We start from the raw sequence: 14125 nt of genomic DNA, 5'->3' as shown, positions 1-14125 counted from the left end.
TCAAGGAAAAGAACATGCACGCGAACAAACTCACACTGCGTACCGCCATTGCCGCGCTGGCGCTGGCCTTCGGCAGCAGCGCCGCGCTGGCCGACACCACGCTGGCCGTCAGCATCGATACCTCGATGTTCGGCGATACCGGCTGGCTCGACTTCCAGTACAACCCGGCCAACCCGGGCATATCGCCGGCCACCACCGTCACGCTGAGCGGCTTCCAGGGCTTCGACGAAGGCGCGGTGGTGGAAACCATCGGCCAGGTGACGGGTTCGCAGGCCACCGGCTACGTGATCGGCAATGGCGACAGCCTCAACAGCCTGTTCCGGGCCGTCGACTACGGTCAAGTGCTGAGCTTCAACGTCACGTTCAGCGGCGATAACGTCGACCTGTCGGGCGGTGCCTACGGTTCCACCTTCGCGATCTGGGCCTACGATGCCGGCGTCACCACGGCCCTGGGCAGTTCGTCCGCCGCCGATGGCAGGCTGGCCGACATCACGTGGGCTCCCGCCACCACGGTGGGCGGCAGCGGGTCGTTCGCTTCGGCCAGCTACTCGGACGCCGCCGCGATCTCGCCGGTGCCGGAACCGTCATCGTGGCTGATGCTGGGCATCGGCGCCATGCTGGTCGCCGGCGCCGCCCGCCGCCGCGCCTGACCTGCGCGCATCAACCGCCAGCCGCGCTCCCCGGAGCGCGGCTGGTTTTTTTTGGGCGCTGGACAGGCAGGGTTGGCAGCGCCGCCGGGCAGGCGATTGTGTCGGACTGAACGGTATCCGCCACATGGGAAAGGCTCCAGCGTCGTCACCGACTGGCGGGAGAGGAAGCGGCGAATGTTTGCCGGGCACGTAGCAGCAACGTCGGAAGCGGCGATACGCCGGGTTGCCGGGCGAAGGGCGCCGGCGCCGAGTAACAGCGCCGGCCTTGCGCTGGCGAGAGGTCAGTAAGTGCCGGTAGTCGGTTCGCGCGTTGCGGTTGCTGCCTGCGCCTTCGCGTCGCTCCGGTCGGAGAAGCGGTTGCGGATCGCCTTCTGCACGCGCGTCACGAAGTGTTCCTGGACCAGGACGCAAGCCGTCACCAGCAGGATCAGATAGACCGGATAGAAGAACAGGGACTGCTTGACGTGGCTTGCCGTGGCAAGCGCCGTACTCAGGCTGCCGTTCGACGATGGCCATACCAGGATGACCTGCTCGATCTTGCGGAAGACGGAGAACAGCGGCAGGTGCAGCAGGAATACGGGCAGCGACACGGCACCCAGGCGGTCACCCCAGTAGCGCACCTTGTCGTGCAGGGTGGGCTTCATGTCCGCGCACAGCCAGATGATCGCAACGCTGGCCGGCAAGTACAGCCCGTTCTCGATGATGTGCAGGCGGCTGTCGTGGTAGCGCAAGACCGTGGCGAGCACGGTGGTCGCCACGACGAGCGAACCCAGCATGAACGTTTGCGCGGGGGAAGATCCCGGCGTCTTGCGCGTGAACATCACGCACAGGACGATGCCGGCAATGAACAATGGCAGCCGGACGATGGGATTCCTGTGCAGCACGCCGGTTGTCAGCGCGTCCGAGCGATGCATCAGGTCGGCAAACAGGCCAGGCAGCAGGAACAGTACCGCCAGCACCACCAGCGCCGTCTTGAGCGACTTCATCCGATAAATGCGCAGCGCGACGGCCGGGAACAGCAGGTAATAGAAGCCCAGGGCCGACAGGGACCACGATGGCCCGTTGAACACCAGGTAAAGGGGATTCCAGGCATTCGTCAGGGTAATGCTCATGAGCAGTGCCACGCCCACTTCCCACTGTTCCAGGAACCTCGTCGCCGTGGCGGAGTTGTCGACATAGACCGGAATGCCGCCATATGCAAAGAGCTTGCCTCCCACGGCGACGATGGCAAGCACCAGGCAGGCGAGGTGCAAGGGATAAAGCGTGGAAAACCGCGCAATGAGGAAGTTGCGCTTGTTGATGTCACGGCCGTTTTTCTTGACCACGTAGGCATGCGTCAGCAGGAAGCCGGACAGGACGAAGAATACGCTGGTGGCCATATTGCCCAGGCCCAGGCTGGCCGCCAGCCAGTTGTCGGCCACCGGCGCATAGTTGAACCGCAAGGTATGGAACAGGACCAGGTACATCGCCAGCAGGAAGCGAAGCCAGTTCAGCGCCCAGAAGCCCTTGTCCTTTGCCGGCGGAGCCACATGTCCAGCGCCATCCGCACCAGGTTCCGGTTTTGCCATATTCATTACTCACTCTTGCTTGGGATTACGCGCGGCCGCCGGTCCGTGCGAGCCGCTGGCCCATGGTTTTTGAAAAATCACGCCTGGAACGCTCGAACACCAGTATTGGAGAGGCTGACGACTGCCAGCACAGCTTTCAGCCGTTCGCTTTCTTCAGCCGTTCGCTTTCGCATTCCGGTGCGCTGGCGGCTGCGCCAACGAGCAGATCACGAGCAAATTCACGAGCAAATTCACGAGCAAATTCACGAGCAAATTCACGAGCAAAATCGCGCTGGAACCCTGGCGGAATCGCCATTGTCACCGGGCCGCTTCCGCGTAGCGACAATCGGCGTGCCGTGGTGTCGGCGGGAAACGCCGCCACGGCTATTGTCGTTATTATAATCTTATAGTCAACAGTCTGTATAGCGCGATCGGCCGGCATCCGGGTGCTCGCGCGCTGCGAAGGTGCCGATTGTCGGCACGCGACAACGATTCCGCAAGCTTCCAGGGGGCGGGCGGGTGTTGCCGATCGCCGCGCCTGCGATCGATGAGCCAATCGAATTGTATAGCCGGGTTGCCGAAACCCGTGCATGCATTCTCCTGCGGCAACAGGTCATGTGGCGCGCCAGGTACACCGGCGACACATCGTGGATGACGCCGGGGCAGGTACCAGCGGTTGCTCCCGTGGGCCGCGAGCCTGGTCAGGCAGGAAGCCGGTCGGCAAGCCGGCGTCCTGCAGGGGCAATCCTTGCAATCCCTCGGCGTAGCACGGCCAAAAAATACTTTACAAGGTATGGCATAGAAAATATCATAATAGAATGATAACTTCTTCTCCATCGCGCGTCAGTGGCGCAGCAGTCGATGAGCCCGTGATGCTGCAGCGAAACGTGTCGATCGACGTCCTGAAACTGGCACTAGCGTTCATGGTGGTCGGTCTGCACGTGGGATTGCTGCAGGACTTCAGTCCCACGCTGGGGTACCTGACGAGCAATGGCTTGTTCCGTATCGCCGTGCCGGTATTCCTGATCATCAACGGCTTTTATTTTTATCCGGTCTTGCAGCGTAACGAAGCGCGCCGCTGGTTCGGCCGTGCACTCGGCCTTTACCTGTTCTGGACGGCGGTCTACGGCCTGCTGTGGATTCCCGCGCTCAGCCCGGGCCTGTCGGGCCTGGCCAAGGCTGTGCACACCCTCGTCTTCGGCTATTTCCATCTCTGGTACCTGTGCGGCATGATCGGTGCCGCCCTGCTGATGCTCATCTTGCAGCACCGGCCACCACGAACCGTCATGATCGTCGCGGCGCTGCTGTACTGCGGCGGCGTGGCGATCCAGTATGCGGGGAACTACCATCTCTTTGCCCACCCCTTGCTCGACCGGGTCAGCAATACCAACTGGACGCACCGCAATTTCCTCTTCCTTGCCTTCCCGTTTTTCTACGTCGGCTTCGCCATCCATCGATACCAGCTGCACAAGCGGATCGCCATGCCGTATCTGTGCTGGGGCGCCGCCGCGGGCCTGGTACTGCTGCTGCTCGAGTCTTACTGGAACTACACCAATCCCCGCAATGATGGCGGATACGACAATTTCGCTTCAGCGATCCTGATCTGCCCGCTCGTCTTCCTGATTGCGTGCAACGTGAAGCTGTATAGCAGCAACAAGCGCATCGCGCTGTATTCCAGCGGCATTTTCCTGGTCCACATCTTCGTGCTGCGCACATTGCAGCCGTACATCGACGTGGGCATGTCGGCGATGACCTTCGTGGTCCTTGCGATTTCACTCGCGATCACGGCCGCACTGATTCCCCTCAGCCGGAAGGTCCGCTTCATCCTTTAAGACGGCGTGCCGAGGCGTGGCGGTAGCGGTCTTTTCCCGCCATCTCATGCTCCCGCTGGGCGGGGCAGGCCATGCCGGAGCGGCTCCCGCCGCTCCGGCTTTGCATGTCGCGAATAAAAAATTGTCTAACCCGCAAATGACGTGGTAGCCTTCACCGTCAACTCGGCAATCGGAGGTTGTTTCGGATGTGCGCAGCAATGTCGAAAACGCAGTGCAGGAAGCAGTGCAAAAAGCAGTCTGGTCAGCGGCATGCTCGCGGTTTCACGCTGCTCGAGCTGCTGGTGGTGATCGTCATCATCGGCCTGCTGGCGGCCTATGTCGGTCCCAAGTATTTCTCGCAACTGGGCAAGTCGGAAGTCACGGTGGCAAAGGCGCAGATCGAGGCATTTGAAAAGTCCCTCGACACATACCGGCTCGATGTCGGCCGTTACCCGACCACGGAAGAAGGCCTGGCGGCGCTGCTCGCGGCGCCGGCCACAGCGGGCGCGAAATGGAACGGCCCGTACCTGAAGAAAGGCGTGCCGCCCGATCCGTGGGGCCAGCCTTACCAGTACAAGGCACCCGGCACGCGCGGCGACTACGAAATCACTTCCCTGGGCAAGGACGGCCAACCGGGCGGCACTGCCGACAACGCCGACATCACTTCGCAATAACCCGTTCCCGGCAGCGATCCCATGCAGTTCGACGTCCGCACCCTGTCGCCGGAAATGGTGATCGGCCACCTCGTGGTCGATGGCCGCGACGAGGCCGACGCGCGGCGCCAGGTCGAGGCGCGCGGCCTGTTCGTCAGCGCGATCCATCCGGTGCGCGGCGCGCTGCGGCGCGGCCAGGCAAAAGCGCTCTCGCTGGTGCTGTTCAGCCAGGAGCTGCTGGCGCTGTTGAGAGCGGGCCTGGGGATCGTCGAGGCACTCGAGGCCTTGCTGGAAAAGGAAGCCAGCCCCGCCACGCGGGGCGTGCTGGAACGCCTGCTGGGCGGCCTGCGCGAAGGCCAGCGGTTTTCCACCGTGCTGGCCGAGCAGCCCCAGTTGTTCCCGCCGCTGTATGTCGGCATCGTGCGCGCCGCCGAAGGCACCAGCGACCTGCCGCGCTCCCTGGAGCGCTACATCGACTATCAGCAGCGCATCGATATCGTCCGGGCGAAGATCGTCAGCGCCGCCATCTACCCGTGTATCCTGCTGCTGGTGGGCGGCGGCGTGTCGATGTTCCTGATCGGCTACGTGGTGCCGCGCTTCGCCGAGGTCTACCAGGGCGCCGGCCGCAACCTGCCGTGGCTTTCCCAAGTGATGCTGTCGTGGGGCCAGTTCGCCGGAGCGCATACCGGCGCGCTGGTGGCGGGCCTCGTGCTCCTGGTGGCCGCGCTCGTCGCGATAGCGCGCCGGCTGATGGCGAATGGCGGCCTGGTGCGCCTGCTGGGCAAGCTGCCCGGCATCGGCGAGCGGGTCAAGATCTATGAGCTGTCGCGGCTGTACCTGACACTCGGCATGCTGAACGAAGGAGGCATCACGATCGTGCAGGCCATTGAAACAGTGCAGGGCATGGTGTCGGCCAATGTGAAGAGCGGCCTGCAACTGGCGAAGGGCGCGGTGGAGTCGGGCTTGCCGCTCTCGACCGCATTCGAAGCCAACGGACTGACCACGCCGATTTCGCTGCGCATGTTGCGGGTGGGCGAACGCACCGGCGACCTGGGCCCCATGCTGACCCAGTCGGCCGCTTTCTACGACGGCGAAATCACCCGCTGGATCGACCGTTTCACGCGCACCTTCGAGCCGTTGCTGATGGCCGGCATCGGCCTGATCGTGGGCGCCATCGTGGTACTGCTGTACATGCCCATCTTTGACCTTGCCGGAGAAATGTCGTGAACGATCCGGCCCTGCAAACCGCCATCGCTTCCCTCGACCATGCGCTGCTGGCGCGCGCGCGCGCCGCCCAGGCTGCGTCGAAACGCACGCTGGTGGAGGAACTGGAAACCCTGAGCGGCATGGAGCCGCGCCTGGTGGTGCGCGCACTGGCGCTGCCGTTCGGGCTGGCCGTGCTGGAAACCGTGGAGATGCTGGCGTTCACGCCGGCGTTCGACCTGCTGCCGCTGTCGCAGGCGATGGCGAAGAAATGCGTACTGCTGCGTACCCATGAGGGCGTGGTGGTCGGGGTGATCGCCGATCCGTTCGACCTCGACCTGCAGACATGGCTGTCGGCACAGGCACGTGCCACGCCCCATGCGCCGCTGCAGATGCGCCTCGCGCTGCAAGCCGACATCGCCGCCTACCTGTCGAAGCAGGAGGAGGGCGCGCGGGCCACCGATTCGCTGTTGCCGGGCACCGAGAACGGCCGCCGGGATGGCAGGACGGCCGCCGTGCTGTCGTTTGCCTCGGTGTCCGAGGCGGCCAGTCCGGCCGTGCGGCTGGTCAATTCCACGCTGTACGATGCGCTGAAGGTCGGCGCGTCCGACATCCACCTGGAAAGCACGGCGGGCGGCCTGGCCGTCAAGTACCGTGTCGACGGCGTGCTCGATCACGCCACCGCGGTCGGCGGCATCGAGGTCGCCGAACAGATCATCTCGCGGCTCAAGGTGCTCGCCGAGCTCGACATCGCCGAGCGCCGCGTGCCGCAGGATGGCAGCTTCCGCGTCGAATCGAACGGGCGCGAGATCGACCTGCGCGTGTCGATCATGCCCAGCATCCATGGCGAGGATGCCGTCATCCGCGTGCTGGACAAGCGCGCCATGATCGAATCGTATGGTTCGCTGTCGCTGGAATCGCTGGGCTTCGACGCGCCATCGCTGGCCACGCTGCGCACGCTGGCCCAGGAAGCCTACGGCATGCTGCTCGTTACCGGGCCGACCGGTTCCGGCAAGACCACCACGCTGTATGCGGCACTGACCGAGATCCACAACGGCCGCGAGAAGATCATCACGATCGAAGACCCGGTCGAATACCAGCTGCCCGGCATCCTGCAGATTCCCGTCAACGAGAAAAAGGGCCTGACCTTCGCCAAGGGCCTGCGCTCGATCCTGCGGCACGACCCGGACAAGATCATGGTCGGCGAGATCCGCGATCGCGAAACGGCGGAAATCGCCGTGCAGTCGGCACTGACCGGCCACCTGGTGTTGACGACGGTGCACGCCAACAATGTGTTCGACGTGTTCGGCCGCTTCACCCACATGGGCATCGACCCGTATGCGTTCGTGTCCGCGCTGAACGGCATCTGGGCGCAGCGGCTGGTCCGCATCAACTGCCCGCACTGCGCGGCCGACTACACGCCGGACGACGCCGAACTGGCCAGCGTGGGCCTGGCCCGCGCCGACGTGTTCGACTACCGCTTCATGGCCGGCAAGGGCTGCGGCGACTGCCGCGGCACCGGCTACAAGGGGCGCCGCTCGATCGCCGAGATCCTCACCCTGAACGACGAGATCCGCGAGCTGATCGTCGAGAAGCGGCCGATTCGCCAGGTCAAGCAGGCCGCCTACGCGAACGGCACGCGCAGCCTGCGCCATGCAGCGCTGGAACTCGTCAAGCGGGGCGGCACCACGCTGGCCGAGATCAAGCGGGTGACCCTGCATGCGTAGGGCTTTCGGACAGGTCGTGCGCCTCGGCGTCGCTACGGGAGCGGTCAGCCTGCTGGCGGCGTCGCGCTGGCGCGCCGGCAAGGTGCTGGTGCTGGCTGAGCAGCCCGTGGCGGGCCCCGGCGGCGAAGCACTGGGTGCCGCACTGCGTGCGCTGCTTGGCGGGCAGGACGTGGCTGGCTGGCCGCTGACGGTGGTCCTGGCGGACGAGCTGTGCCGCCTGTGGCAGGTTGCGCCGCCACCGGGCGCCGCGCGCCTGCCGGATATCGAGGCCGCCGCCGCGCTGCGCTTCCATGCGCTGTATGGCGAGGGGCCTGCGGCATGGCAGGTCACGGCCGACTGGCATTCCACCGAACCGTTCTTCGCCGCCGCAGTGCCGCGCACGCTGCTCGCGCTGATCGATGCGGTGGCGCTCGAGCACCGGCTGCACGTGGTGCAGGTGGTGCCGCATTTCGTCACCGCGTGGAACCGCTGGTGCCGCGCGATCCGGCCCGGCGCGTGGTTCGGCCAGCTGCACGACAATCTGCTGACCGTGGCCGCGATCGAGGGAAGGCAATTGCGCGCGGTGCGCGCACTGCAGGTGCCGCCGGCCGCCGACCATTACTGGCTCACGCAGATGATGGGGCGCGAAGCGCTGCTGCTGGGGCTCGACACACCCGCCCAGGTACAACTGTGCGGCGCCCTGCCTGCCGGGCTGGCCAGGCCGGCCGGCGCGGGGCAGGTGGGCGTGGTACGGCTCGACACGGGGCAGGGCGACGAGCTGTCCATCGCCGGCCGCCTGGCGTACCCGGGGAGCGCACCATGAAGCCGATGCAGATCGACTTCGCGCCGCCGACCTGGCGGCGCGCCCTGTACCGGCTGCATCCGGTCCTGCTGGCGGCCGGTATCGCCGGCATCCTGCTGTGCGCCGGCGGCATCTGGTTCGCCATGCAGATGGCCGACCAGCGCGCCGCGCGCGAGCAGCAGATCGAGCGCCTGCGCGCCAGCCAGGCGGCGCTGTCGAAGCGTCCGGCACGCGTGGCCGAGGTGGCGATCCCGGAAGCGCAGGCCGCCGCCGTGAATGCCGCCATCCTGCGCCTGAACGTGCCGTGGCGCCAGCTCGAGGATGCGGTCGGCAATGCCACGCCGGCCAATATCGCTTTGCTGGCGCTCGATCCGGACCCCAGGAAACAGCTGCTGAAGATCACCGCCGAGGCGCGCAACAGCGACGACATGGTGGGCTATGTGCAAGTGCTCAAGCAGCAGGATTTCTTCACCGGGGCGGCGCTGGTGCGCCATGAGATCGGCGAGCAGGATCCGAACCATCCGATCCGCTTCCAGGTCGAAGTGCAATGGAGGGCGCAATGAAGGCGCAGTCGGATATCCAGCTGGCACCGCTGATGCTGGCGCTGCGCCTGTTCGCGATGCGGGCCGGCGGCGCGGCGTGCCTGGCGGTGGCGCTGCTGGCGGCCGGCCTGGCCACGTGGGCCTGGCTGCTGCCGCAACGGGCCGCGCTGCAGCAGGAGCTGGCACGGCCGCTGCCAAGCGCATCGGCGCTGGTGGAGGCACCGCCGCCGCCGACCGCCAACGAAAACCTGTCGCTGTTCTATGCCACGCTGGGCGAGAAGCGTCACGCCGAGCAGCAGGTCAAGACCCTGTTCGACCTGGCCGGCAAGGCCGGCCTGGCGCTGAACCAGGGCGAATACAAGTTCGGCTACGACAAGGCCAGCACCGTGACCACCTACCAGATCGTGCTGCCCGTGAAAGGCAGCTACCGCAACATCTGGCAATTCGCGCTGGAAGCGCTGGCCGCGGTGCCATTCGCCGCGCTCGATGAAGTGAGCTTCCGGCGCGACACGATCGCCGACCCGGTGGTCGAGGCAAGGCTGCGCATCACGCTGTACCTGAAGGAGGCGCCGTGAAACCCCGGCACCTGCTGATGGGCGCCGCGCTGGCGATCGCGGCCGGGCTCGTGCTGTTCGGCGACAACGCGCCTGACGACGGCGTGGCCGAACCGGTCGAACGGGCGCAGGTGGCCGTGGCGGCGCCACGTGCCGCCGCGCGTGCGCCGGCCGAAGCTGTGGCCGCATCCGCCGGGAACGGCACCATCCTCCGGCTGATTCCGCGCGCCGAGCTGATCGGCGCTACGGGGGAGGATGCGTTCAAGGGCAGTGCGGGGGTGTTCGCCGGGCAGGACCTCAATCCGCCACCCCCGCCTGCCGCGGCGCCCAGCGGTCCGCCGCCGGAGCCGCCCGCGCCGACCGCGCCGCCGCTGCCGTTCACGGTGCTGGGCAAGGGCGTGGCCGATGGCGCCTGGGAAGTCTACCTGGCCCGTCCCGACCGCACTTACGTGGCCCGCGCGGGCACCGTGATCGACGGCATGTACCGCATCGATACCATCGCGCCGCCGACGCTGACGGTTACTTACCTGCCCCTGAACCAGGTGCAAAAGCTAAATATTGGAGTCATGGATTGAACACGCACGCTCATGGAGACTGGATACGTGGTGGCCGGGTTCGCCGGGTGGTGGCGCTGTCCGCAATGGCGCTGGCGCTGGCTGGCTGCGCCGGCCAGATGGCGTATCGCGACGGCACCACGCTGATCGAAAAAGACCAGGTGGAAGCCGGCCTGCTGAAGCTGCAGGAAGCGATCGCGCAGGATCCGGGCAATGCGCAGTACCGCGCCTCCTACCTGCAGGCGCGCGACCGCGCGGTCATGCGCTACCTCGACCAGGCCGAGCGGCAGACCATCGAAGGCCAGCGCGAACTGGCCCTGCAGAACATCCAGCGGGTGCTGGCGCTCAATCCGCAGAACGAACGCGCGCGCATGGCGCTGCGCGCACTGGACATGGCCGAGCGCCATGACCGCCTGCTGGCCGATGCCGCCGCACTGGTCGAGAAAAAGGAGTTCGAGGGCGCCACGGCCAAGCTCGACGCGGTGCTGGCCGAAAAGCCCGACCAGCCGCGCGCCCGGCAGCTGCAGCGCGAGATCGCCGAGCGGAATCCACCGAGCGGCGGCGAGACCGCGCTGGCCAAGAGCTACAAGCAGCCGATCACGATCGAGTTCCGCGAAGCGCCGCTGAAGCAGGTGTTCGACGTGATTTCACGCCGCTCGGGCTTGAACTTCGTGTTCGACAAGGATGTGAAGACCGATACCCGCACCACCATCATGCTGAGGAACAGCACCGTCGAGTCGGCGGTCTACTATCTGCTGATGACGAACCAGCTGGAACAGCAGGTGATGGATGCGAACACGATCCTGATCTACCCGAATATCGCGGCCAAGCTGAAGGAATACCAGGAAACCGTCGTCAAGACCTTCTACCTGGCCAACGCGGAAGCCAAGCTGGTCGCCAACACGCTGAAGACCATCCTGAAATCGCGCGACGTGGTGGCCGATGAAAAACTCAACCTCGTGATCATGCGCGACAACGCCGATGCGATCCGCCTGGCCGAGAAGATCGTGGCGGTGCAGGACATGGCCGAACCGGAAGTGATGCTCGAAGTGGAGATCCTCGAAGTCAAGCGCAGCAGCCTGCTGCAGCTGGGCGTCGCCTGGCCCACCAGCGTGACGCTGGCCCCGCTGGTGACGGGCGAGGGCGCCAAGGTCACCCTCAACGACCTCGACAACCTGAACCGCCGCAACCTCAGCATCACGGGCATCAGCGCCACGGCCACGGCGAACCGCAACGCCTCGGATTCGAACCTGCTGGCTAACCCGCGCATCCGCGTGCGCAACAAGGAAAAGGCCAAGATCCTGATCGGCGACAAGGTGCCCGTCATCACCACCACGGTTTCGCCGGGTACCGCCGGCTTCGCGCAGGAAAGCGTCAGCTACATCGACGTGGGCCTGACACTGAACGCGGAGCCGACGATCTACCTGAACAACGAAGTGGCGATCCGCATCTCGCTCGAGGTGTCGAACCTGGTCAACACCATCGAAACCAAGTCCGGCACGACGGCTTACCAGATCGGCACGCGCCAGGCCTCGACGATGCTGCAGTTGAAGGATGGCGAGAACCAGGTGCTGGCCGGCTTGATCAACAACGAGGAGCGCACCGGCGGCAACCGCGTGCCGGGGCTGGGCGACCTGCCGATCGTGGGGCGCCTGTTCGGCTCGCAGCGGGACGACACGCAAAAAACCGAGATCGTGCTGTCGATCACGCCGCACCTGGTGCGCAACCTGCAGCGGCCGCCGGCGGAGGCCACCGAATTCTCGGCCGGCACCGAGGCGAACTTCCGCCGCAAGCCGGAATTGTCGGTGCGTGCGCCGGTGCTGTTGCCGCAGCGCGGCGCACCCGTCAACGGAACCCAGGGAACACAGGGCGTACCCGCGGCGCAGCCGACACCGCAGGAAACCGGCACGCCGGCCGGCGTGCCGCTGTCGACATCGCAACCGGGCCCGGCATCGAGCGTGACCCAGTCGCCGGTGCAGGTCCTGCCGGTCGCGCCGCCGCCACCGACCACCGTGCCGCCGCCTGCCACCACGGCGCAGCCGCCCGCGCAAGACCAGTGATGAACGCCATGCCCCGCCGGCGGCACGGCTTCACGCTGATCGAGCTGCTCGTGACCGTGGCCATCCTCGGCCTGCTGGCGGCGCTGGTGGTGCCGACGGCGCAGGTCACCGTGCAGCGCCGCAACGAAGCGGAGCTGCGCACGGCCCTGTACCAGATCCGCAAGGCCATCGACGAGTACAAGCAGGCCTATGACGATGGGCGCATCACCAAGACGCTCGGCAGCACCGGCTATCCGAAGAACCTGGAGACGCTGGCCGAGGGCGTGGCCGACCTGCGCGATCCGAAACGTGGCAAGATCTTTTTCCTGCGCCGCGTGCCGCGCGATCCGTTCGCGGTCGACAGCGAGCTGTCGGCCGCCCAGACCTGGGGCAAGCGCAGTTACGCCAGCGAGGCCGACGAGCCGCGCGAGGGCGAGGACGTCTACGACGTGTATTCGAATTCCGACAGGGTGGGCCTGAACGGCATCCCCTATCGTAAATGGTAGGCAATGGCAGGCACATGGTGAACGAGGCTGGAAAACATGCCAGGGGTTTTACGCTGATCGAGCTGCTGGTGGTGCTGGGCATCGTCGCGCTGCTGCTGACGCTGGCCGTGCCCCGCTATTTCCCCAGTGTCGACAAGACCAAGGAAACCATCCTCGCCGACAACCTGCGCACGACGCGCATGGTCATCGACCAGTTCTATGGCGACACCGGCCGCTATCCGGAATCGCTGGAACAGCTGGTCGAGAAGAAATACCTGCGCGCGCTGCCGGTCGACCCGATCACGGAGACCACCGACAGCTGGCAACTGCTGCCGCCGGAAGATCCGGCGCAGGGCGGCATCGCCGATATCAAGAGCGGTGCTCCAGGCAATGACCGCAGCGGCAAGCCGTATGCGGAATGGTGAGCGGCGGCACCGCGCCGGCGGCTTCACCTATGTCGGCCTGGTCATCCTGGTGGCCATCATCGGGCTGGTGGCGGCGACCACCGTGCGGGTCGGCGTCACGCTGCAGCGCGCGCAGGCCGAGCGCGACCTGCTGCACATCGGCGAACAGTTCAGCGACGCGCTGAAAAGCTATGCGGCCGCCACGCCGGCCGGGCAGCCGCGGCTGCCGCCCACGCTGAAAGAACTGTTGAAGGACCCGCGCTTTCCCGGCACGCGCCGGCACCTGCGCAAGGTGTTCGTCGACCCGATGACCGGCAAGGCCGAGTGGGGCATCCTCTACCTGGCCGACAACAGGGGCATCCTGGGCATCCACAGCCTGTCGGCGGCCCCGGCGATCAAGATCGCCAATTTCCCGGCGCGCTTCCAGGGGTTCAGCGGCAAGCAAAAGATTTCCGAATGGGTGTTCACGTTCGACGGACAGGAGCCGCTGCCGCCGGGCCAGGTCAAGCCTGGACAGCCGGGCCAGCCCACGCCCGGGCAGCCAGGCCAGCCTGCGTCCGGGCAGCCAGGCCAGCCCGCGTTCGGGCAGCCGGGCCAGCCCACGCCGCGCCCGGGCAGCGTGGCGCCAGCCGGCCCGGGTGTGCCCACTCCACCGAAAGCACCGGAACCCGACACTGCGCCGGAACCCGTGGCCGAACCGCCCGCCGAACCGGCGGTGCCGCCCGAATTGCCCGCCGAGCCGGCCGAACCGGAGCCGGAACCTGTCGAGCCGGCCGAACCATCCGAGCCTGCCGAACCCGGCGAACCGGCCGGGCCGGCGGGCTCCTCCGCATAGCCCGGGCGGCAGGCCGCCGGAGCCGGGACTCCTGGCTGTCGCGCCTGGGAGCGTGCCGGCACGCCGGGCGATCAGCGGCGCCACGTCCATCTGCCTGTTGCCTGGCGATTCGCCGGCACCCGTCCGCTTGCCTGATACGTGCCGCTTTCATCGGCACCGTTGCAGAGCGATCCGGTGACGCACTCAAATGTTTCTTATAAGACAATATCTGTTGTAAGAACAATAGTTGTAGTGAGAAATTTACAATTTTCTCTTGTAATTTTCTGATGCCAATATGTTATGATCTATCTCAGCAGTTCTGCAATGTACGGATCTGACCAGCGATGTACTACTACTACTC

Annotated in this window: 15 protein-coding genes; 13 read left to right on the top strand and 2 right to left on the bottom strand. The window is 66.0% G+C overall.

Translation table 11 applies throughout. The annotated features are described in order from the left end of the window. The first annotated feature begins 14 nt into the window (after positions 1-14). Positions 15-650: an NF038129 family PEP-CTERM protein gene (locus EYF70_RS20765; protein WP_131147108.1), complete on the top strand. Its 636-nt coding sequence runs from the start codon at positions 15-17 to the stop codon at positions 648-650. A 281-nt stretch (positions 651-931) separates the two neighbouring features. On the opposite strand, the gene EYF70_RS20760 is transcribed toward EYF70_RS20765, so the two are convergent. Continuing rightward, positions 932-2179 (bottom strand): acyltransferase family protein, encoded by a 1248-nt coding sequence (locus EYF70_RS20760; protein WP_165497753.1) that lies wholly within the window; start codon positions 2177-2179, stop codon positions 932-934. 175 nt (positions 2180-2354) lie between these two features. Continuing rightward, positions 2355-2639, bottom strand: a complete 285-nt coding sequence (locus EYF70_RS20755; RefSeq protein ID WP_131147106.1) for a hypothetical protein — start codon at positions 2637-2639, stop codon at positions 2355-2357. A gap of 430 nt (positions 2640-3069) precedes the next feature. Here EYF70_RS20755 and EYF70_RS20750 point away from each other — a divergent pair, with 430 nt between their 5' ends. The 12 genes from EYF70_RS20750 to EYF70_RS20695 all read left to right on the top strand — a co-directional run bounded on the left by EYF70_RS20750 (position 3070) and on the right by EYF70_RS20695 (position 13785). Continuing rightward, positions 3070-4029 carry an acyltransferase family protein gene (locus tag EYF70_RS20750; RefSeq protein WP_165497752.1) on the top strand — a complete coding sequence of 320 codons (960 nt, stop codon included), beginning with the start codon at positions 3070-3072 and terminating at the stop codon, positions 4027-4029. Positions 4030-4226: 197 nt separating this feature from the next. Next, a complete protein-coding gene (gene gspG, locus EYF70_RS20745) occupies positions 4227-4682 on the top strand; it encodes a type II secretion system major pseudopilin GspG (RefSeq protein WP_131147104.1) in 456 nt (151 codons plus the stop codon). Between the two features lie 21 nt (positions 4683-4703). Then, on the top strand, positions 4704-5888 hold the full coding sequence (locus EYF70_RS20740) for a type II secretion system F family protein (protein WP_131147103.1): 1185 nt from the start codon (positions 4704-4706) through the stop codon (positions 5886-5888). Beyond that, a complete protein-coding gene (locus EYF70_RS20735) occupies positions 5885-7591 on the top strand; it encodes a GspE/PulE family protein (protein ID WP_218943705.1) in 1707 nt (568 codons plus the stop codon). Before EYF70_RS20740 ends, EYF70_RS20735 begins: the two co-directional genes overlap by 4 nt. After that, positions 7584-8393 carry a hypothetical protein gene (locus EYF70_RS20730; RefSeq protein ID WP_131147102.1) on the top strand — a complete coding sequence of 270 codons (810 nt, stop codon included), beginning with the start codon at positions 7584-7586 and terminating at the stop codon, positions 8391-8393. The genes EYF70_RS20735 and EYF70_RS20730 overlap by 8 nt, the downstream gene beginning before the upstream one ends. After that, complete coding sequence (locus EYF70_RS20725; RefSeq protein WP_131147101.1) at positions 8390-8935, top strand: hypothetical protein; 546 nt, start codon at positions 8390-8392, stop codon at positions 8933-8935. The genes EYF70_RS20730 and EYF70_RS20725 overlap by 4 nt, the downstream gene beginning before the upstream one ends. Then, the gene (locus EYF70_RS20720) at positions 8932-9489 is read left to right on the top strand and encodes a hypothetical protein (RefSeq protein ID WP_229420480.1); all 558 of its coding nucleotides are present in this window, start codon (positions 8932-8934) and stop codon (positions 9487-9489) included. Before EYF70_RS20725 ends, EYF70_RS20720 begins: the two co-directional genes overlap by 4 nt. Continuing rightward, positions 9486-10043, top strand: a complete 558-nt coding sequence (locus EYF70_RS20715) for a hypothetical protein (protein WP_131147099.1) — start codon at positions 9486-9488, stop codon at positions 10041-10043. The genes EYF70_RS20720 and EYF70_RS20715 overlap by 4 nt, the downstream gene beginning before the upstream one ends. Continuing rightward, entirely contained in the window at positions 10040-12082 is a 2043-nt protein-coding gene (locus tag EYF70_RS20710; protein ID WP_307722062.1) for a secretin GspD/PilQ domain-containing protein, read from the top strand. The genes EYF70_RS20715 and EYF70_RS20710 overlap by 4 nt, the downstream gene beginning before the upstream one ends. 8 nt (positions 12083-12090) lie before the next feature. Next, complete coding sequence (locus EYF70_RS20705; RefSeq protein WP_131149232.1) at positions 12091-12567, top strand: type II secretion system protein; 477 nt, start codon at positions 12091-12093, stop codon at positions 12565-12567. A gap of 14 nt (positions 12568-12581) precedes the next feature. Next, entirely contained in the window at positions 12582-12971 is a 390-nt protein-coding gene (locus EYF70_RS20700; RefSeq protein ID WP_131147098.1) for a type II secretion system protein, read from the top strand. Then, positions 12958-13785, top strand: coding sequence for a type II secretion system protein (locus EYF70_RS20695; protein ID WP_131147097.1), 828 nt, complete (start codon positions 12958-12960; stop codon positions 13783-13785). Before EYF70_RS20700 ends, EYF70_RS20695 begins: the two co-directional genes overlap by 14 nt. Positions 13786-14125 lie beyond the last annotated feature (340 nt).

Source organism: Pseudoduganella albidiflava, from assembly GCF_004322755.1.
Classification (GTDB): domain Bacteria; phylum Pseudomonadota; class Gammaproteobacteria; order Burkholderiales; family Burkholderiaceae_D; genus Rugamonas; species Rugamonas albidiflava.
This window is presented reverse-complemented; position numbering and strand designations above follow the sequence as displayed.